This window comes from Streptomyces sp. NPDC058045, from assembly GCF_042885635.1.
Taxonomy (GTDB): domain Bacteria; phylum Actinomycetota; class Actinomycetes; order Streptomycetales; family Streptomycetaceae; genus Streptomyces.
The window spans coordinates 9,090-29,762 of record NZ_JBHVRR010000005.1; the positions used below are offsets into that span (position 1 = coordinate 9,090).

At 72.0% G+C, this 20,673-nt stretch carries 6 protein-coding genes; 2 read left to right on the plus strand and 4 right to left on the minus strand.

The window, feature by feature from the left end; genetic code table 11:
* Positions 1-4: 4 nt before the first annotated feature.
* From ACFVST_RS04935 to fabD, 4 genes are all read right to left on the minus strand, one after another.
* Positions 5-7,495 (minus strand): SDR family NAD(P)-dependent oxidoreductase, encoded by a 7,491-nt coding sequence (locus tag ACFVST_RS04935; protein WP_390146953.1) that lies wholly within the window; start codon positions 7,493-7,495, stop codon positions 5-7.
* Entirely contained in the window at positions 7,489-14,142 is a 6,654-nt protein-coding gene (locus tag ACFVST_RS04940) for an SDR family NAD(P)-dependent oxidoreductase (RefSeq protein WP_390146955.1), read from the minus strand. The genes ACFVST_RS04935 and ACFVST_RS04940 overlap by 7 nt, the downstream gene beginning before the upstream one ends.
* 300 nt (positions 14,143-14,442) lie before the next feature.
* Positions 14,443-15,270 (minus strand): enoyl-CoA hydratase/isomerase, encoded by an 828-nt coding sequence (locus tag ACFVST_RS04945; RefSeq protein WP_390146957.1) that lies wholly within the window; start codon positions 15,268-15,270, stop codon positions 14,443-14,445.
* On the minus strand, positions 15,271-17,589 hold the full coding sequence (gene fabD, locus ACFVST_RS04950; protein ID WP_390146959.1) for an ACP S-malonyltransferase: 2,319 nt from the start codon (positions 17,587-17,589) through the stop codon (positions 15,271-15,273).
* Positions 17,590-18,379: 790 nt separating this feature from the next.
* On the opposite strand from fabD, the gene ACFVST_RS04955 reads away from it, so the two are divergent.
* Both ACFVST_RS04955 and ACFVST_RS04960 read left to right on the plus strand, forming a co-directional pair.
* Complete coding sequence (locus ACFVST_RS04955; RefSeq protein ID WP_390146961.1) at positions 18,380-19,339, plus strand: acyltransferase domain-containing protein; 960 nt, start codon at positions 18,380-18,382, stop codon at positions 19,337-19,339.
* Entirely contained in the window at positions 19,336-20,673 is a 1,338-nt protein-coding gene (locus ACFVST_RS04960; RefSeq protein ID WP_390146963.1) for a beta-ketoacyl synthase N-terminal-like domain-containing protein, read from the plus strand. Before ACFVST_RS04955 ends, ACFVST_RS04960 begins: the two co-directional genes overlap by 4 nt.

A 20,673-nucleotide genomic window follows, 5' to 3' on the forward strand; every position in this document is an offset into this window, starting at 1 on the left:
CTGCTCAGCTTGAGGTGTTCTCGATGGGGATCAGCAGGTCGTTCAGGAAGGCCTCACGGCCGGTGAACTGGGAGCTGAACCGGTGGATGACGGTGCCGTCGCCGGTGACCACCGGGTTGGGGACCTCGCCACGGGGCTCCAGCTCGGTGCCCGCCTCGGACGGGGCCCAGTAGTGCTCGGCGGCGAAGGGGTAGCCGGGCAGGCTCGCCAGCGGCGGCTGGTTCTCCCAGATGCCGGCGAACCCCGAGTAGCCCTGGCTGTAGAACTCCGCGAGCGCCGCCAGATGGTCCTGGTGCCGTTCGGTGTCGTGCCACACCGTCCGGCTGGCCCGCACCAGGCCGCTGATGAGCTTGCCCACGGTGCCGTTGGGCCGGAACTCGCGGTTGACGACGCCCCGGACCAGGTTGGGGATCTTGGCGCCGGCCGCGGCTTCCCGCAGCAGGCGCGCGGCGTCCTCCTCGTCCTGGGCGATCACCGCGCAGCGGTGGGAGAAGTGGAAGCGGCCGGAGATCAGCGTATGGCTGACCGAGGCCAGATAGCCGTCCTCGGGCGGCCGGCTCTCCAGGTGGGCGGCCAGTTCGGTCAGCCGGGCGGTGAGCGCCTCCTCCGTCTTGGCGGAGACCAACAGCAGGTGGTGCTGCGGGAGTTGGAGCTCCTCCGGCGTGGTCCGCCCGGCCGCGGCGGCCTTCGGGGCCTCCAGTACGACATGGGCGTTGGTGCCGCTCATCCCGAACGAGCTGACCGCGCCCCGGCGGGGCCGGCCGGGCAGATCGGGCCACGGTGTCGACTGCCGGTTGACGTAGAAGGGGCTCTTCTCCCACTCGATGTAGTCGCTGGGTTCCTCGGAGTTGATGCTCGGCGGGATGACCTCGTGCCGCATCGACTTGATCAGGCAGATCATGCTGACCAGGCCCGAAGCGGCCATGCTGTGGCCGATGTTGGGCTTCACCGAGGTGAGCGCGCAGTAGCCGGTGCGGTCGGTGCGCTCGGCGAAGGCCTCCGCCAGCGCGTTGATCTCGACCGGGTCGCCGAGCCGGGTGCCGGTGCCGTGGCTGACGACGTAGTCCAGCGACTCCGGCGGGACGCGGTACCGGTCGTAGACCGAGCCCAGCAGCTTGGACTGGGCGGCGCCGCTGGGGGCGGTGATCCCGCTGGTGCGGCCGTCGTAGTTGATCCCGCTGCCCAGCACGGTGGCGTGGATGCGCTGCCCGCCGCGCTCGGCCGCCTGCTGCTTCTTCAGCACCAGTACGGCGACCGCCTCGCCCGGCACCATGCCGTTGGCCCGCTTGTCGAAGGCGTAGCAAGTGCCGTCCGGGGACAGCATGTTGGCCTTGTCCATCACCTGGTAGTCGTGGGCGGAGGACATCAGGCTGACGCCGGCCACGATCGCGGTGTCGCAGTCGCCGTGCCGCAGGCTCAGACAGGCCTCGTGCAGCGCGACCAGGCCGGAGGAGCAGGCCGTGTTGATGGTCAGGCTCGGCCCGGACAGGTTGAGGAAGTACGCCAGCCGGGCGGCGAGGATGGAGGTGTTGTTGGCGGTGACACCGGCCTGGCCCTCGACCAGGTAGCGGTAGTCGCCCTCCTCCGCGCCGACGAAGATCCCGATGCTCTCCTCGGCGACGGTCTGCTCGCCGTAGCCGGCGTCCTCCAGCGCGTGCCACATCTCCTGGAGCAGCAACCGCTGCCGCGGGTCCATGAGTTGGGCCTCGCGCGGGGATATCTCGAAGAACAGCGGATCGAACTCGGCGATGCCCGGCATCCCGCCGAAGGCGTACCGCGTCTCCTCCTGGCCGTCCTCGCCCTGCTCACCGTCGCCGCCCCAGCCACTGAGGCGGTCCTCGGGTACGTCCCGGACGACGCTGCGGCCTTCGGACACGATCGACCACAGCTCGTCCACGTTCCGCGCGTCCGGGAAGCGGCCGCTGAGCCCGACCACCGCGATCGGCTCGTCCTTCGGGGCCGCCGCCACACTCAGTGCGGCGCGGGCGGTGGTCCCGGCGAAGCGGTCGGAGAGCCGCTTGCGTTCCCGGGGTGCGGCGTGGCGGGCGGCGGAGGCGGGTGCGCCCTGGCGGTAGTGGGCGTTCATCTGCTCGGGCTGGGCGCTGAGCAGATGGGTCTGGAGCCGGCCGAGTGTGGGGTGGCTGAAGAAGCGGTCGGGGGTGAAGACCAGGCTGAGCCGGTTGCTCAACTGGCCGGTGAACTTGGCGATGTTGAGCGAGTCCAGGCCGTAGTTGGCGAGGTTCTCCTCGGGGTCCAACTGGTCCGCGGGGATGCCCAGGACCTGGCTGGCGGTGTCGGCCAGCTCCCACGCCAGGCACTGCGCCACGGTCCAGCCGCGCATATGCGCCTGCCGCCCCGCGCCCGCGGCCTCTCCGGCGGACTGCGCGCCGGTCTCCTCCGCCTCCCGGTCCAGCACCAGCTCGCGTACGTCGGCGACCACGGTGCCGTCCTCGGCGGCGAGTTCCACGGTGAGGGAGCGGGTGCCGTCGCCCTCCGCGGCGCCCAGGGTGACCAGCGCCCAGCGGGCCGAGCGGGCGGCACCGGTGAGGCGGGCCTCGGCGACCGCGGTGGCGGTGCCCTGCCCTGTGCCCCAGCCGAACGCGCGGCGGACCGAGGCCACACAGAACTGCACGTGCTCCGGCCGCAGCCCCAGCGCTTCCTCGCCCGACTGCGGTGCGGCGGGCGGCAGTTCGAGCAGTACCCGGCCGGCGCCCGGCGCGTTCCGCAAGGTGGCGAGCGGCAGCACCAGGTCACCCTCGGTGGGACCGGTGACGGTGGCGGAGCCGTCGCAGACGAGGTACATCTCGCCGGTCTCGTCCGTCGCGTCCTCGCCGTAGACCGCCCAGTCGACGGTGCCCGCGCCGGACTGCCGCAGATCGATGCGGAGCTCGGTGGTGGGGGCGCCGCCGGCCGGCGCGGTGGCCTGCTCGTACCAGACCACCTCGCTCAGAGTGATGTCCTGCTCCTGGCCGCCGAGTCCCAGGACCACGGCGGCGCGGGCCTGTTCCAGCACGGCGCCGGGGGTGAGGACGCCGCCCGCGCCCTCCTCGGCGCCCTCGAACCAGCTCTCCCCGCCGGTGAAGGTGGAGGCGAACCGCTGGCAGGCCATGTCGGAGACGTTGCGGTGCACCAGCGGATGGAGCTGGGCGACGGCGAGCGCCGGGGCGGCACCCGCGGCGGGCAGGGCCGCCGCGGACGCCGCGGAGGCCGAGGGCGTCACCCAGTAGTCCGCGTTGTCGAACGCGTACGTCGGCAGGCTCACCCGGCGCGGCGGCTCGGCGCCCCACAGGTCCAGCAGCGGGGCGGGCTCCTGGCCGCGGCAGTAGGAGCGCGCCAGCTCCGTCATGCCGTCCCGCTCGCGGCCGCCGGCGGCCGCGGCGACCAGCGCGGTGAAGGCGCGGGTGTCGGCCGAGGTGGGGGTGTACTCGCGCGGCACGGCGCCCCGCGCGATGCCGTCCGCGTCCTGCCCGGCGGCGGCCCGGCGCAGTGCGGCGACCGCGTCCGCACGGTCGCGGACCACGAGCGCGCAGCGCTTGGCGAAGTGGTGGCGCCCGGCGACCAGGGTGTGGCTCACCGAGGACATCAGGCCGGGGCCGGTGTCGTCCGGGAGCCCGGCGAGGTGGTCGGCGAGGCGCACCAACTGCCGGGTGAGAGCGGTGTCGGTCTTGGCGGAGAGCACCAACAGGTGCCAGGGCGCGGCGGGTTGGGCACCCAGCCGGGCCAGTTCACGGCGGGCGGAGCCGTCGCTCTCCAGCACCACATGGGCGTTGGTGCCGCTGAAGCCGAACGCGCTGACCGCTCCGTGCCGCGGCAGGTCCTCCTGCTCGGGCCAGGCCCGCCGCTCCCGGTTGACGTAGAAGGGGGTGGTCTTCCAGTCGACGAAGTCGCTGATCTCCTCGCAGTTGATGCTCGGCGGGATGGTCTCCCGCTGCATCCCGGCGACCAGGCTGATCAGGCTGACCAGGCCGGCCGCCGCCAGGCTGTGCCCGATGTTGGGCTTGGTGGAGGTCAGCGCCGCGAAGCCGGTGCGGTCGGTGTGCGAGCGGAACGCCTCGGTGAGGGCGTGGATCTCGACGGGGTCGCCGAGCCGGGTGCCGGTGCCGTGTGTGACGACATGGCCCAGGGCCTCGGGCGAGACACCGGCGCGCTCGTGCACCTCCTTCAACAGGCTTGTCTGGGCACGCCCGTTGGGGGCGGTGATGCCGTTGGTGCGGCCGTCGTTGTTGACGCCGCTGGCGAGGATGGTGGCGTAGCCGCGGTGGCCGTGGCGTACCGCGTTGTCGCGTCGCTTCAGCACGATCGCGGCGACGGCCTCGCCGGGCACCATGCCGTCCGCCCCGCTGCCGAAGGCCCGGCACACCCCCTCGGGGGAGAGCATCCCGGCGCCCACCATGCCGTCGTAGTCACGCGGCGTCGCCATGAGGTTGGCGCTGGCCACCACGGCGGTGTCGCAGTCCCCGTGCAGCAGGCTCAGACATGCCTCGTGCACCGCGACGAGACCGGACGAGCAGGCCGTGTTGATGGCGAGGGTGGGCCCGGTCAGGTTGAGGAAGTACGAGAGGCGGGAGGCGAGCACCGCGTTGTGGTTGGAGGTGATGCCCTCCTCGGAGGCGGCCAGCAGACGGTAGTCGCCCTCCTCCACACCGACGAACACCCCGACCCGCTCCGAGGCGAGCTGCTGCCGTCCGCAGCCGGCGTCCTCCAGCGCCTTCCACATCTCCTCCAGCAGCAGCCGCTGCCGGGGGTCGATGGTCTCGGCCTCGGTGGGCGCGATCTCGAAGAACAGCGGATCGAACTCGGCGATACCGGGCACCCACCCGACATAGCGCGGCGTCCCGTCGGCCCACTCGCGCCGCTCGGGCGGCATGGTGCCGACGGTGTTGCGCCCCTCCGCGAGGTGCTGCCACAGCTCCTCGACGGTACGGGCCGAGGAGAAGCGCCCACTCATCCCGATGATCGACACCGGCTCGTCCCGCGGCGCGGTCCGCGGCACGGGTCTGGTGGTGACCGGGGTGGCCACGGGCGCCGCGGTGGCGGCGGGTTGGGCCGCGACGGGCTCCGGGGTGGTGACGGGCTGGGGCGTGGTGACGGGCGGCGGCGCGGTGGCGGGTTGTGCCGCGGGGGGCTCGGTCGCCGGGGACTGCCGGGGTGCGAACCGGTTGCCGTCACCGCGACGGCTCCGCAGAGTGGCCCGGCGACGCGGCGCCTGTGCGGCGGGGTCGCCCACGGGCTCGGCGGGCGCGGCCGGTTCGGGCGTGACCGGTGCCGACTGCCCACCGCCCGCCGGCTGACCGAAATGCTCCCTCAACAACCACTCATGCAGATCACGCAACGTCGGATAACTGAAGAACACATGCGGAGTCACCTCCACACCCAGACGCTCCGTCAACACCCCCGCAAACTCCACCAAAGTAATCGAATCAAACCCGAAATCCCGCAGATTCGCATCCACCACCAACTTCTCCACCGGCAGCAACAGCACCTGACCGGCAGCCTCACCCAATTCACGCCGCAAACGGTCAGCCACATCCTCGGCCCCCAACTCAGCGGCAGGCGGGGCCGGTTCGGGAGGGGCGGCCGAGGCGGGGGCAACGGGCTCGGGAGCGACCGGCGCGGAAGCAACCGGTTCGGGAGCGACCGGCGCCGGGGCCGACTGCCCACCACCCACCGGCTGACCGAAATGCTCCGCCAACAACCACTCATGCAGATCACGCAACGTCGGATAACTGAAGAACACATGCGGAGTCACCTCCACACCCAGACGCTCCGTCAACACCCCCGCAAACTCCACCAAAGTAATCGAATCAAACCCGAAATCCCGCAGATTCGCATCCACCACCAACTTCTCCACCGGCAGCAACAGCACCTGACCGGCAGCCTCACTCAACTCACGCCGCAAACGGTCAGCCACATCCTCGCCTCCCAACTCGGCGGCAGGCGCGGCGGGTTGGGCCACGGCGCTCCGCGGAGCCACGTTCCCGGTGGCGGGGGCGGCGACAGCCGGTGGCGTCGCGGACTCGGGGACGCGGAGGGTGGCCCGGATCCGGTCCCGCGACCCGGGCACGGCGAGGTACGAGGCGCCCTGCTGGGCCAGCAGCACCCGGAACAGCGCGGTCCCCTCGGCCGCCTCCAGATGGCGCTGCCCGCTGGACTTCAGGAAGAAGTCCCCCACGGTGTCGTCGGAGAAGTTCATCCCGTCGCTGCGCCACCACGGCCAGCAGACCGCCAGCCGCCGAATCCCCGCGGGATCGCTCCGCGTCAGCAACTCGGCGTAGGCGACCTGGAACCGGTTGGCGCTGGCGTAGTCGCCGCTGCCGAAGTCGCCCAGCACGGCCGCGCTGGAGGAGAAGTAGCAGACGAAGTCCGGTGCGCTGCCCTGTGCGGCGACGGCCTCGCGCAGCGCGCCCTCCACCGCGAAGGTCCCGGCGAGCTTCGGCGAACGCACCCGGGCGAAGGTCTCCCGGTCACCCTCGGCGATGCTGCCGTGCTGCTCCACACCGGCGGCGTGCAGCACCCCGTCGATCCGCCCGAAGCGGCCCACCGCGGTACGCACCACGCCGGCCAGCGCCGCCGCGTCACACACATCGGCCTGCTGGTACAGGACACCGGCGGACCCGGCGGCGTCCAGCTCGGCCACCCGCGCGCGCACCCCCGCGTCCTCGGCCGGGCGGCGCCCCACGAGCACCAGCCGCGCCCCGTACTCGCGGGCCAGCCAGGTCCCGAAGATGGTGCCGAGACCGCCCGCGCCACCGGTGATCAGATAGGTGCCGCCGCTGCGCAGCCGGTCGCCCGCGATGTCCACCGGTTGCAGCCCGGCGGGGCGCACCTGCTGCACCAGGCGCTGCCCGTTGGTGTGCAGCGCGCTGACGGGCCGGGCCCTGACCTCCTCGGCCAGGATGCCGGGCAGCCGGCTGGTGGCCTCGCCGTCCAGGCCCAGGATCGTCACCGAGGTGTTCGGCATGACGAGTCCGACGGACCGTTCGAAGCCCAGCCAGGACTCGACACCGCAGCGCTGGAGGTCGTCGACGAAGGAGCCGCCGAGCAGGATCCGCCCCGGGACGGTGGCCGCGCCCTGCTGCGCCTCCTGCGCGACGACCTTCAGGAACGCGCGCAGCGCCTCGGGGTCGGCGTGCGAGCCGTCCGCCGTGCGCTCGGTGGCCCACAGATGGGCGACCACGTCGATCGGGCCGTGGTCGGCGACGACGCTGCTGAGGAGTTCGCGGTAGCCCGGTTCGAGGTCGCCGCCGACGTCGAAGCTGTCCTTGCCGGTCCGCTGGAACACGGCGCCGGGAGCGGCGAACACCACGGCGAGACCCGGGTGTTCGGCGGACAGCCGGCGCCGGATGTCCTCCCGCGGCCCCCACTCGGGCAGCAGGACGAGGACGCACCCGAGCCAGACCGGCGAGTCCTGGGGCGCCGGCGGCGCCTCCTCCCACGCCTGAGTGAACACATGCAGGTCATCCGGCATGGACGGGTCCGGGTGGGTGGTCAGCATGTCCCCTCATCTCCTCGGGCGAATCGAATGCCGGACAGACGGATCAGCAGGTGGCCGTCGCGGTCACACAGGTCAAGGTCGGTGGTCCCGGGGGCGGTGCCCGCGGTGGCGATCGCATGGGCGCCGTCCCCGCACGGGGCGTGGAAGATGACCTCGGCGATGTCGGAGGGCTCCAGCGCGGCGGGTGTCCCGCCGCCGTCCCGTACCGCGGCGACCAGGAGGGCCGCGGTCAGCAGGGCGACGGGGGCGACGACGCCGTCCTCGCCCGCGTCCGCCGCCGTCCGCGGCAGCCGGAGTTCGGCGAGGAGACAGCCCTCGCCCTGCCGGAGTTCCGTCAACGCCTGGTAGCGGGGCCCCAGTTGGAGGCCGGCGCGGGCGAGGCCGGCGTGGTGCGCGGCGGGCGTGGCGTGCGGGGTGCTGCGGTCGAGCAGGCGGCGCAGGTCGACGCGGGGTGCGGCGGGGGGCGCGGTGAGGGTGGCCTGCCCCTGGCAGAGGACCCGTGCCTCGTCGTCGGTGGCGTCGCCGTCGGGCTCGAAGCAGTCGAAGTCCACCGAGCCGTCGGCGTTCTGCGCGAGCAGGATGTCGGCGGGGCGGGGGGAGCCGGTGCCGGGGGTGTGGGACTCGTACCAGGCGAGTTCCGCGAGGCGCACCCCGGACTCGCCGGCGCCGCGGCCGTGGCCGAGGGCGACCGCGGCGCGGGCCGCCTCGATCCAGGCGGCGGCGGGCAGGGTGGCGCGGCCGTGCAGCCGGTAGTGGGCGAGCAGGGTGTCGTCCTCGGCCCAGTCGGAGCGGAAGCGCTCCTCGGTGAAGTCCGAGATGTTGCGGTGCACCAGCGGGTGCGGGGCGAGGATGCCCGGCGGCGCGGCCGGAGCCGACCCGGGGGTGGCCGTAGCGAGCTGGTCGAGGAGTGCCCTCGCCTGCGCGCCGGCCGCCGTCAACTCGTCCACGACGCCGCGCAGTTGGTCGTCGGCGACGGGCTGCGGGTCCGTGGAGGGCGGGGTCTGGCCGCCCGTCGGGCGGGCCTCGCGCAGCCAGTGCCGTACCCGGGCGAACGGGTAGGTGGGCAGGTCGGTGTGGCGCAGCGGGCCGTCGTGCAGGGCGGCCCAGTCCACCTCGGCGCCCGCGGCCCAACTCTCCGCCAGTGCGGGCAGGTCGCGGCGCTCCAGCGCCTCGGCCACGGCGGCGCCGAAGGTCCCGGGCGCGGGTCGCGGCGCGTCCGGGTCCAGGCTGCCGATCCAGCAGCCCTCGGCGGGCGTACCGCCACCGGCCACGGCGGTCAGTGCATCGGCGAGTTGGTGCACGTCGGTGGCGAGGACCGCGACGCGGAACTGCATCGGCTGCCGCCTGAGCTGCGTCTGATAGGCGACCTCCGACAGCCTCAGATCGCTGGCGCTGTTCTTCACGGCGACGGCCAAGTCGGCGCAGTGCTCGCGGAGTTGGTCGACGTCCTTGGCGGAGACCACCACCAGGTGCGCCCCGTCGGCGGGCCCGCGCGGCGGCTGCGGCCCGGTGTACTCCTCGATCACCAGATGGGCGTTGACACCGCCCGCGCCGAAGGAGCTGAGGCCGGCCCGCCGGGTCCCGTCGACCGCGTCCCAGGGCATCGGCCGGTCCGGCACGAAGAACGGGGTGGTCTCGAACTCGATGTCCGGGTTGACGGTCTCGGCGCCCGGCGACGGCATGATCGTGCGGTGCCGCAACTGGAGCAGCACCTTGGTGAGTCCGGCGATCGCCGCCGCCGGTTCCAGATGCCCGATGGTGGTCTTGACGCTGCCCACCGCGCAGCGCGGCACGTCCGCCGGCCGCGGCCCGAACGCCTTGGTCAGGCCCCGGACCTCGATCGGGTCGCCCAGCGGGGTGCCGGTGCCGTGCGCCTCGACCACACTGACCGTCGCCGGGTCGACGTGCGCGTCACGCAGTGCGGCGGTGACCAGTGCGGCCTGCGCGGTGGGGCTGGGCACGGTGAAACCCTGGGTGCGGCCACCGGAGTTGGTGGCGGTGCCCCGGATCAGGGCGTGCACCCGGTCGCCGTCCCGCAGCGCCTGCGAGAGCGGCTTCAGCAGCACCGCGCCCGCGCCCTCACCCATCACCATGCCGTCGGCCCCCTCGCCGAACGACCGGCAGCGGCCGGTGCGCGAGAGGATCCCCATGTGCGCGTACTGCACATGGCGCGAGGGGTGCATGATCAGGTTCACGCCGCCCGCGATGGCCGCGTTCACCCGTCCCAGCCGGAGGTCCTGGCAGGCCAGGTGCAGCGCCACTCCCGAGCTGGAGCAGGCGGTGTCCACCGACATGCTGGGGCCGGAGAAGTCGAAGGTGTACGACACCCGGTTGGCGATCTGGTACTGCACCGAGTACGGCAGGGTGGCGCGGCCTTCGAGCGCCGCCTCCGCGCTGAACAGGGCGTAGTCCGAGCCCATCGCCCCGACGTACACCCCGACATCGCTGCCGAGGCTGTCGGGCGTGTGGCCGGCGTCCTGGAGGGCCTCGTAGGCGACTTCGAGGAACAACCGCTGCTGCGGGTCCATGAGTTCGGCCTCCCGCGGGGAGATGCCAAAGAAGAGCGAGTCGAACCGCCCGATGTCGTCCAGCAGGCAGGCCCACTTGGAGTACGAGCGCGCCGGGTCGGTGCCCGAGGGGTCAAAGTACGGGGTGTGGTCCCAGCGTTCCCCGGGGATCTCGCTGACGCTGCTCTGCCCGCGCAGCAGGCGGCGCGCCAGTTCGTCCAGGTCGCGGGCGCCCGGGTAGCGTCCGGCGACACCCACCACGGCGATCGGCTCCGGCCCGTCGCCGTAACCGCTGACCGCCGCGGGGGCGGAGGTGTGGGCCGGGTACCGCACCTGGTACGCGGGGCTTGCCGTGTCGGTGGTGCGGCCGAGGCGTTCGGCGATGGCGTCCACGACGCCGCCGAGCGTGCGGTGCTCGAAGAGCAGCGTCCGGGGCAGGGAGCCGAACCGCCGCTCCAGGTGCACCGTGAGGTCGACGATGGTGAAGGAGCTGAGCTGGAGCTCCTCCAGCGTGGTGTCCTCCCCGAACCGGTCGTCCAGCCGCACCCGCAGGACGTCCTGGAACACCTCCCGCAGCCCGGCGATCAGGTCCGCGGTGTCGGCGGCGCGGCGCGGCCGGGCGGCCGGGGTGGCCGGGGCCACGGGGGCGGCGGGGGCCGGGCGCTCCTCGGCGGTGACCTTCGCGTGCACCCGGTCGAGGCCGGCCAGTTCGGTGGCGATGGCCACCAGGGCCTCGGGGCGTACGGCCACCGCGGCGGACTTCTTCTTGTCCTTGTCCTTGTCCTTCGCCCCGGCGTCCGCGGCCGGGTCCTCCTGCTCGGTCGGATCCATCGGCCGGAACGCCACCGCGGCGGCGAACTCGGCGGGCATCCGGTACACCAGTGCGCCGTCCGCGGCGTCGCCTGATCCGGCGGTCTCCGGTTCGGCGTGGTCACCGGCGACCGAGTCCAGGAAGCGGCGTACCGGCGCGTTCCGCTCGGTCGGCCGGAACGGCACGTCGAGCCGCTCGAAGCCACCGCGTACCGCCTGCTCGCCGAGGTGGGCGAGGACCCGGTGCTCCACACCGCGCCCCAGCACCCGGCAGCTCATCATCAGCCCGTCGACCACCAGCGCGTCGCCCTCACCGCGGGTGAACGCGATGCTGACCAGCCCGTAGTCCCCGAAGCGGTCGCTGACCGAGGTGGCCCAGCAGGTGCTGCCCTCCGCGGCCAGCCCGCGGATCTCGGCCTCGGTGCGCCGTACCGCGGTGGTGTTGAACTGGTTGGTGCGGTAGGTGAGTTGGGAGACCCGGGGGGCCTGCTCCTCGGTGGCCTCCGCGATGGCGATGTCCAGGCCGAGACCCTCGATGAACGCCGAGTAGTCCATGGTCGACTTGCGGAACCGGTCGCGCTCCTGCCCGGCCCGGTAGTAGTCGGCCCGGCGTCGGTCCTCGGCGGTCACCCCGAGCTGGTCGAACGCCCACAGATGGTCGATGAGCGCCGGGAACTCCGCCGCGTCCTTGGGCAGGTTGAGGGTGAGGACCTGCGGGTGCGCGGAGGTCATCTCCGCGGTCTCCACCGGGTTGTCGTCGAAGAAGACGAACGCGTCGAGCCCCAGGCTGAGTTCCTCGCCCAGGGCCGCCATGTTGAGCGACTTGGGCTCCCAGTTCACATACCGCGCGGCGATGTGCTCGGGCCGCAGCACCATGTCCTCGCGCTCGAAGACGGCCTCCACGTCCTGCTCGACGTTCTTGCTCGCCAGCGCCAGCAGCACACCGCGCTCCCGCAGCTCCAACGCCCAGCGCTGCAACCGCAGATGGCCCTCCTCCAGGACGACGCCCTCGGCCCCGTCCTCCCCGCACACCCCCCGCCACAGGGTGTTGTCGCAGTCCAGCACCAGCACCTTGGCCGGGGGCCGCAGCAGCGCCCGCACCGCGCGCATGACGACGGTGGCGAGCGCGGTGTAAGCCTCGGAGGTGTAGGGGATGTGCCCCAACTCCTCGCGTGCCGCGTCGTGGTGGTCCTCGACCCGGTACAGCGGGCCGAAGTGGTCCCAGTCCAGCAGATGGACCCCGGCCACCGGCTCCAGGCTGCCGCGCAGGGTGCGTTCGGCGTCGGCGAGGGCGGCGGCGCGGGTCTCGTCCGCGAGGGCGACCGGCGAGGCGGGGCACAGCAGCACCACCAGCGGGACCCGGCTGCGGCCCGCGAAGGCCCCGACCGCGGAGGCGAAGTCCTCGGTGATACGGGCCAGTTCGTCGGCGGGCCAGTCCTCCAGCCGCAGCAGCACCAGGTTGCAGCCCTGCCGGTTGATGCCGAATTCGCTGTTCTGGTCCAGGAGTTGCTGGAAGACCTGGCCGTAGTCGGTGAAGTCCACCCCGAGTCGCAGGCCGAGATGACCGCTCCAGAAGCGCAGGGCGCCCTCGATGGGCTCGGCGGTGAAGGTCGCGGAGACCACCAGCCGGCCGTCCACCGGCTGCTCGGCGTCACCGCCGGGGGCCACCGCGTCCGGGTCCTCGGTGAGCACCGGGGACTCCGGGAAGTCCTCGACCAGCTCCACCTCCCGCGCGGCCCCGCTACGGGGCGCGCTCAGCCGGGCGACCAGGGTGGCGGCGGCCGCCTCGGGCTCCAGCGGCTGCTCGCCGCTCGCCGGGGCGTGGGTGAGGGTGGTGCGCAGCCGCGGCGGCCGGGCCACGACACAGCGGATACCGGGCTGTTCGGCGGCGAGCGCGCGCTGAAGACTCTCCAGCGAGGTCTTCGCGGCCACGTAGTGCGGCCAGCCGGGCGGCGGGGCGGTGACCGCCACCGAGGAGATGGCGAGGACGGTGCCGTCGTTCGCCGCCACATCGGCGACGAAGGCGGCGGTCGGGGCCTGCACCATGGCGAGCGATTCCCGTACGTACTCCACCAGGCGCGCGCCGCCGTCGGCCCCGGCGTCCATGTCGTGCAGCGGGGGGCAGGCGTTGAGCACCAGGATGTCGCAGCGGCCCTGTTCGGCGATCACCCGCTCGCGCAGCTCGCCGCACCAGTCGGGGTCGCCGCAGTCGCCCCCGGCGAGCAGCACCCGGTCAGCGGCGTCCCCGAGCGCCTCGCGTACCTCCTCGGCGGCCTCGCGGCTGCGGTGGTACCCGAGGTAGACGGTGCAGCCCTGGGTGGCGAGGGCCTGCACCAGCGCGGCACCCAGTCCGCGGCTGCCGCCGGCCACCACGGCGACCTTGCCCGCCAGCCGGTCCGACGGCGGCAGCAGTTCGGTGAGCCGCTCGACCTGCGCCGAGGTCTCCTCGGGCCGGGCCCGCACCTGGATCTCGACCTCGGCGACGGTACGCCCGGCACCGTCGTCGGCGTCGGCGTCGTCCCCGGCGCGCAGTGTGCCGCCCACGGTGAGGGCACCGAAGTCGGCGTGGAACGCGGTCACTTCGGCCTCACCGCTCAGGGTGGCCGAGTCCTCGGCGGCTCCCGTCCCCCCGGTACCGGCCTCGGCCTCGGCCTCGGGGAAGATCAGGAAGATCCGGGAGAGCAGGGCGGACTCGCCGGGGATCTCCATGCCCGCGGCGTAGCTGCACCAGAGCAGGGCCGCCAACTGCTCGGCGCCCACGCCCCGTTCGTCGAGTTCCCAGTCGGCGACCAGCTCCGCCAGCTCGGCCCAGTCGGGCTCGTAGGCGGCCGCCGCGGTCAGCCCGGTGCGGATGTCCGCCAGGGCACGCACCTCGGCGGAGGTACGGCTGAACACCCCGCCGCCCCCGGTGGGGAGTTGGGTGGCCGGTTCCTCCGCGGTGACGAAGTCGGCGTCCAGGCTCAGCACCGGCCGGTCCCCGTCGAGGAGGCTCGCGGTGACCCGGTTGCCGCCGTCCGCCGCCCCGTCCGCCTCCTCCGTGACCGTCCACCGGTAGGAACGCCCGGGGAAGACCGGCGCGGGGAAGCGGATGTCCAGGTTCGCCAGCCGGCGCCCCGGCTGGGCGTCGACGACGGCGAGGGTCCGCAGCACGGCCAGCACCCCGTGCGCGACGGGCGTGCCGAACGGGGTCCGGCGCGCGTAACCCGCGTCCGTGTGCAGGGGGTTGGAGTCCCCACTGGCGCGGGCGAAACGCGCCACCTCGCTGCTGTCGAGGCGGACCTCGGCGACGTTCTCGTCTCCGTGACCGGCGGCGGTGGCGGGCGTGTTCATGGGGTCACCTCGGCGCTGTTCGCGCGCTCTTCCAGGACGGAACACCACGGCGCACCTCGGCCCGGACCGAGGCGCCCCCCGGGGCTCCTGAGCCCGAGCGGGGCGTGCGGCAGTGCGGTGTGGACTGACAGGCGGACGGGTTCGGCAAGCGGTGGGACGTACATGTCTTCGGGTTCCTCGTCGCGGTTGGGCCGGGCGGAGACGTGCTGGCGGGTGTCTCTGCCGGTCACGCCGGCGGCTGTGCGGTCAGCCGGCGACAACGGGGAGCCCGGCACCGTACGGTCCGAGGCGGGCCGGGAGTCATGGTGCTTCCCGGGCGGAGGGGGTCTCACCGTGCGAGCCGCGACGCTCCCACGGGTGGATGCCGTGTTCCACGAACTCCGTGATGCGCCGGAGGTTGGCGGCGTCGGAGAAGATCTCGCGGTTGGCGGCGATCGCGGCCTCGCGGTGCCGGCCCAGCGGGGCGATCTCCGCGCTCACGAAGCGCTTGTAGCGGGCGATGCCGTCACCGGAGAGCTTGCTCAGCCGCCCCAGGTGCTGGGCGAGGAGCGGGCCGCTGCGCTCGGCGCTGCGGTCCACCAGTCCCCACTCGGTGGCCTGCCGGGCGTCCACGGCCCGGGTCGTCAGGGTCAGGTAGTTGGCGCGCTGGAAGCCGACCCGCCGCACCAGGAACGGCAGGACCATCGCCGGGTACAGCCCGAACAGCAGCTCCGAGAGGCCGAAGGTGGCGGTGGTGTCGGCGATCACGATGTCGGAGGCGGCGACGAAGCCGACCCCGCCGGCGTTGACCTGGCCCCGGACGTGGGACAGCGTGATCCAGGGGCCGGTGGCCATCCGCAGCCACAGGTCGTAGAGCGGCGAGGGGTCGTACTCGGCGGGAGTATCGACGGGGGTGGCGCCGGGGTCCGGCTCCGGTGCGGTGAAGGAGGTGAAGTCGGCGCCGACGCAGAACGCCTCCTCGTCGCCCTCCAGCACCACGACGGTGGTGCCGTCCTTCTCGCAGGCGTCGAACAGGGTGTGCAGCTCGTGGATCACCGCGTCGTTGATCGCGTTCTGCGCTTCCGGCCGGTTGAACCGGACCCGGCACACCTGCCCCTGGTGCCGCACCAGGATCGCTGAGGGTTCCATTCAGTCGGTCCCCACCGCGAGCAGCCGTCGGGCCATGAGGTCGGCGGCCTCCTGGAGGAGGCGGAGGTTGATCTCCGCGACCCGGCGGCGGCGCCAGTCCTGGAGTTCGGTGCCCTTGACCCACTGGTTGAAGGCGCCGAGCGCGGGCCCGACATGCACCTGGTAGTCGACCCGGCCCTCGTCGGAACCGCTGAGCGCGGCCTGCGTCGAGTAGCCGAAGTACCAGCGGAAGACCAGCGCCATCTTGTGCTTGGGGTCCTGCTCCGCCTTCTCGATCTCGGCCGCCGGGTGGTGCGCGCGCACCTCCTGGTACACCTCGTCGAAGCTGCGGCCGAAGTACCGGGTCTGGAGCTGGCCCGCGGTGGTGTCGTCGATCTCGTCCAGCGAGTCATGGCGTTTGTACAGCTCGTACAGCTTGTTGGCGCGGGCGGGGAACAGTACGCCCTTGCGGAGCACCTGCACCCGGGCGCCGTACTCGAACATGTCGCCGGCGGGGGCGTAGCCGGTGTCCTGGATGTCGATGTCCTGGAGCAGGTCCTTGACCTGCTCGCTGGTCCCGGCCTCCGCGGTGCACTGGTTGATGGACCCGGTGGTGACGAAGTCGGCGCCCATCAGGAAGCAGGCCGCGGCGGCCTCCGGGGTGCCGATCCCGCCCGCGGCGCCGAGCCGGACCCGCTGCCGGTAGCCGTGCTCGGCGGTCACGGTGTCCCGGAGCCGGCGGATGGCGGGCAGCAGCGCGAAGGCGACGCCCTGGTCGGTGTGGCCGCCGGAGTCGGCCTCCAGGCAGAGGTCGTCGGCGACGGGGAGTTCCGCGGCCAGTTCGGCTTCCTCGGCGGTGATCCGGCCCTGCTCCAGGAGCTGGCTCACCAGGCGGGCGGGGGCCGGGTTGAGGAAGGCCCGGGCCACCTCGGGCCGGGAGACCTTGGCGATGACGCGGTGCCGCGGTACGACCCGGCCGTCCGGCTCGCGGCGCAGCCCGGTCAGCCGGTAGCGGACCACGGCGGGCGTCAGCGAGATGAACGCGGAGACCTCGGCGACCCGGATGTCGTGCCGCAGCAGCAGGTCGACCAGGGCGTCCTCCGACCCCGTGCGGCTGGGGTCGTGCACCAGGTTGACGCCGAACGGCTCGCCGCCGGTGAGGGTCTGCTTCAGTTGCCGGATCCCGGCCTCCGCCTGCTCGGGGGTCTGCCCCGCGGTGCCGAGGAATCCCAGCATCCCGGCGCGTCCCACGGCGGCGACCAACTCGGGGGAGGCGATCCCCCGGTACATGCCGCCCGTCACACAGGCGTAGCGCAGACCGTAGTCCTTGCGGAAGCCGGCGCTGCCCAGGTCGGTGGCCAGAATCGACCGGGGGGTGGTGCTCGCGGTCGCGGCGGGGGCGGTGGGGGCCGGCTCGGTGGGGGCGGTGCGCTGCGGCGGTTCGTTGAGCAGCGCCGCCTCGCGCTCCTCCTCGGCGGTGACGACGAGGGGTTCGGCCTTGCGCTGAATACTGCGCACCAGTCCGGTGATCACCCGGCCGGGGCCGACCTGCACCATCTCGTCGACGTCCTTGCCCATCAGATAGCGCACGCTCTCGCACCATCGGACGGGGGAGGATATCTGCGATATCAGGGTGTCCACGACGCGGTCGCGGCGGTAGGGGCGCGCGGTGACGTTGGCGATGACGGGAATGGTCGGGGTGCGCAGCTCGAACTGATGCGCATAGGAGGCGAACTCGCGTTGTGAATCGGCCATTTGACGGGAGTGGAAGGCGCCGCTGACCTTGAGCACGGTGTAGGACTGGGCATTGGCCGCCATGAAGACGTCCTTTGCCTGCTCGACCTCGTCACGCGGTCCTGAAATGACCGTCTGGGTGAGGGAGTTGAGGTTGGCCACATCGATGGTGCGGTCGAGGCCGGAGTCCCGCAGGATCTCCATGACCTCCTGCTCGCCGAGGCCCAGCACGGCGGCCATACCGCCACCGCTGACCTGGCCCATCAGCTCGCCGCGCTTCTTGACCAGCCGCAACCCGGTCATGAAGTCGAAGACGTCGGCGGCCAGCAGCGCGTTGTACTCGCCCAGGCTGTGCCCGGCGACGTAGTCGGGGCGCGGCTTGCCCTCCTCCAGGAGCTGGTAGTAGCTCAGGGCGTTGACGACATAGAGGGCGGGCTGGGTGAACTCGGTGTTGCCCAGGCGCTCCGGCTCGTCCAGGCACAGGGAGCGGATGGAGTAGCCGAGCACCTCGTCGGCGATGTCCGTGAGCTTCTTGAACTCGTCGAACAGGTCGGCGCCCATGCCTAGTTGCTGTGAACCCTGCCCAGGAAAAAGATAAGCCACCATGGCCGTGAGTCAGTCCCCTCCGCGCGCCCCCGGAATCCGGAGCACCTGCCGCCATTACGGTCAGGATTGTTCAGCAATCACTCGCGTTATCAAGAGCGGCGGATGAATCAGGCGTTCTCCAGATCCGACATTCCGCCGGTCCTCCCCCTGGAGAATTACCTGGTTCCAAGTGGAGTCAACGTGCACCGATAACTGCGGGCGCAAAATCGCTGTCACGGCACGCCCTGCAATTAATGCGGATGAAAGAAATTTCCCTGCGCCCCCTCTGCCTGTCACTCCATCACGAAACGTGAGGTCTACACCGTCCCGTCCTCCCCTGGAACCCTACTAGGAGGAGTTTGAGCCAGTCCATTGCACCTCATGGACTGGCTCAAACTCAACCAACCAAGAGTCCGGTTACCGGATTGTGACGAAGCGCAGGGTTTCCCCGCAGCCGGGCGAGAACGAGCATAGACGCCACTCATCCCCACACCGCGACAAAGTCGCCCCACATCCCGACTTACCCCCATCAGGGCACCCGACCTTGTTGTCGTTTTCTCCAGCATATCGGTCATATCGGCCCGCAGTAGCCGTAGTTGACGAGCCCTCAGCCCGCCTCCCGACCTCCGGGCGACGGCCCAACGGGACCGAAAACCCGCCGAGTTGACCAGCGACTGAGCGCTCCCCTACGCTTTTCCCGCCATTCTGGGATGAACAAAGCATTAGGTCTCGGTAAACACCGGCGGAGTTACCCTTCAGTAATTGACATCGTCGACAGTAGTTCACAACAAATTTTTCCGGGGGATCTATCGTGAGCAGTACGGTGTACCTTCTCGGCGGCCAGGGTTCGCAGTACATGGGGATGGCTTCATCCCTTTACGAGCAGAACTCCGAGTTCCGGCACAACATGGGCCGGTTGGACGCCGTATGTCTGGATCGCTACGGCTGGTCACCCGCGGCCGCTATGTACGATCCGTCACTCGGACTAAACGACGCGTTTGATGACCTGGCGAAGTCCAATGCCGCCATCTTCATGGTCGAGTACTCCCTCGGTGCGGCCCTCGCCGCGGAGGGTCTGAAGCCCGATGTACTGGTCGGTTCCAGCCTCGGGGAATTCGGGGCGCTCGCCGTCGCGGGCCATGTCGCCCCGGAGGACGGCCTCCGTTTCGTCGTCGACATGGCACTGCTGCTGGAGAAAGCCCTGCCGCGCGGCGGAATGCTGGCGGTCCTCGGCGACCCCCGGCTCTACGAGGAACTGCCGATCCTGCACCAGCACACCGAAGTGGCGTCCGTGAACCACGACGGCCACTTCGTCCTCAGCGGCGCGCCCCAGGGCCTGGAGCGGGCCGCGGCCGCCCTCAAGGAGCGCGGCCTGATGGCCGTACCGCTGCCGGTCTCCAAGGCGTTCCACTCCTCCGCCCTGGACTCCGTACGCGAGGAGATCACCGCGCTCGCCGAGTCGTTCGCCTTCGACCTGTCGGACGGCGACTCCACGGCACCCCTGGTCGTGTCCTCCACCACCGCCGACGTCCTCACCAAGTGGGCGCCCGAGGACTGCTGGAAGACCCTGCGCCGGCCCATCGGCTTCACCAAGTCGCTGGCCGCGGTCCCCGGTGCGAGCGAGGCCCGCTATGTCGACCTCACCCCCTCGTCGACCCTCTCCACCATCATGAAGACCAGCCACCGCGGCTACCGGACCTACCCGATCATCACCCCCTTCGGCACCGAACTCGCCCATATCAAGACCCTGTTGGCGGATCTGCTGCCGTGAACCAGGACCGCAGCGCCACCATCACCGGACTCGGGGTGCAGTGCGCCGCCGGCAGCGGCCTGGCCGAGTTCACCGCGGCGCTGCGGGACGGCGTCCCCGGCGTCACCTTCGAGCCACCGGCCGAGGGGCTGCCACCCGCCCTGGGCGTGGCAGCCCTTCCCCGCCACTCCCCCCGCGACGCCCTCGACACCCAGTTGGCCGGAATTGATCCCCAACTACGGGACCGGACACGGCCGTTGATGCGCCGAGCCACCCGCTCCAAGCAGTACGCGCTGCTCGCCGCGATCGAGGCCTGGTCCCAAGCCGCCCTGCCCGCCGAACGCGACACCACCCGCACCGGGATCGTCGTCGCCGGCGGCAACCAGGCCCATGAGCTGTACCAGGACATGGGCCGCAAGTTCCGGAAATCGCCGTCCTATGTGCGGCCCAGCTACGCCGTCGAGCTGTGGGACACCGATCTGCTGGGCACCGCCTCCGAACTGCTCGGCTGCCACGGCGAGGGCCTGAGCACCGGCGGAGCCTCCGCCGCGGGCAATGTCGGCCTGCTCACCGGCCTGCGCATGGTGCGCGACGGATACGCCGATGTGTGCCTGGTCCTCGCCCCCCTCACCGAACTCTCCCCGGTCGAGCGGATGGCCCTGTTCAACCTCGGCGCCCTCGGCGCGAAGACCCGGACCGAACCCGCCGGGGAACGCTGCCGCCCCTTCGACGCCCAGCACGACGGCTTCATCTACGGCGAGGGCGCCGCCGCCCTGGTACTGGAGTCCCCCGAGCACGCCGCCCGCCGCGGCGCCCGACCACTCGCCACCCTGCTGGGCGGCGCCTCGGCCCTGCACGGCAGCCGGCTCACAACCCCCTCCCTGGACGGCGAGGTGCGGGTGATGCGCCGCGCCCTGGACGACGCGGGCCGCGGCACCGACCGGGTCGACCTGATCAGCGCCCACGCGACCTCCACCCCGCTGGGGGACGTGACCGAAGCCGAGGCGATCCGCGAGGTGTTCGGCGAGCGCACCGGCGAGGTCTGGGTCAACGCCACCAAGTCGCTCATCGGCCACTGCCTGGGCGCCGCCGCAGCGATCCAGGCCGTCGCCGCCGTACAGCAGCTCCGGCACGGCTTCATCCACCCCAACGCCAACCTCAAGGACCCGGTCCCACAGGCCGAACCGCTGCGCCTGGCCCCCACCACCGCGGTGGACGCCCGCCCACGGCTGGTGCTGAGCAACGCCTTCGGCTTCGGCGGCATCAACACCTCGGTCCTGCTGGGCGAAGCCCCTGAACTTCCGGGCGAACCCCCTGAGAGCCCAACTGCCCACCCTTCCCCGAGAGTTGGTTAG

Bases quoted from the DNA above. Each gene is read 5' to 3' on its own strand.
- ACFVST_RS04935 (WP_390146953.1), bottom strand. From the start codon at position 7,495: ATGCTGACCACCCACCCGGACCCGTCCATGCCGGATGACCTGCATGTG.
- ACFVST_RS04940 (WP_390146955.1), bottom strand. From the start codon at position 14,142: ATGAACACGCCCGCCACCGCCGCCGGTCACGGAGACGAGAACGTCGCC.
- ACFVST_RS04945 (WP_390146957.1), bottom strand. From the start codon at position 15,270: ATGGAACCCTCAGCGATCCTGGTGCGGCACCAGGGGCAGGTGTGCCGG.
- fabD (WP_390146959.1), bottom strand. From the start codon at position 17,589: ATGGTGGCTTATCTTTTTCCTGGGCAGGGTTCACAGCAACTAGGCATG.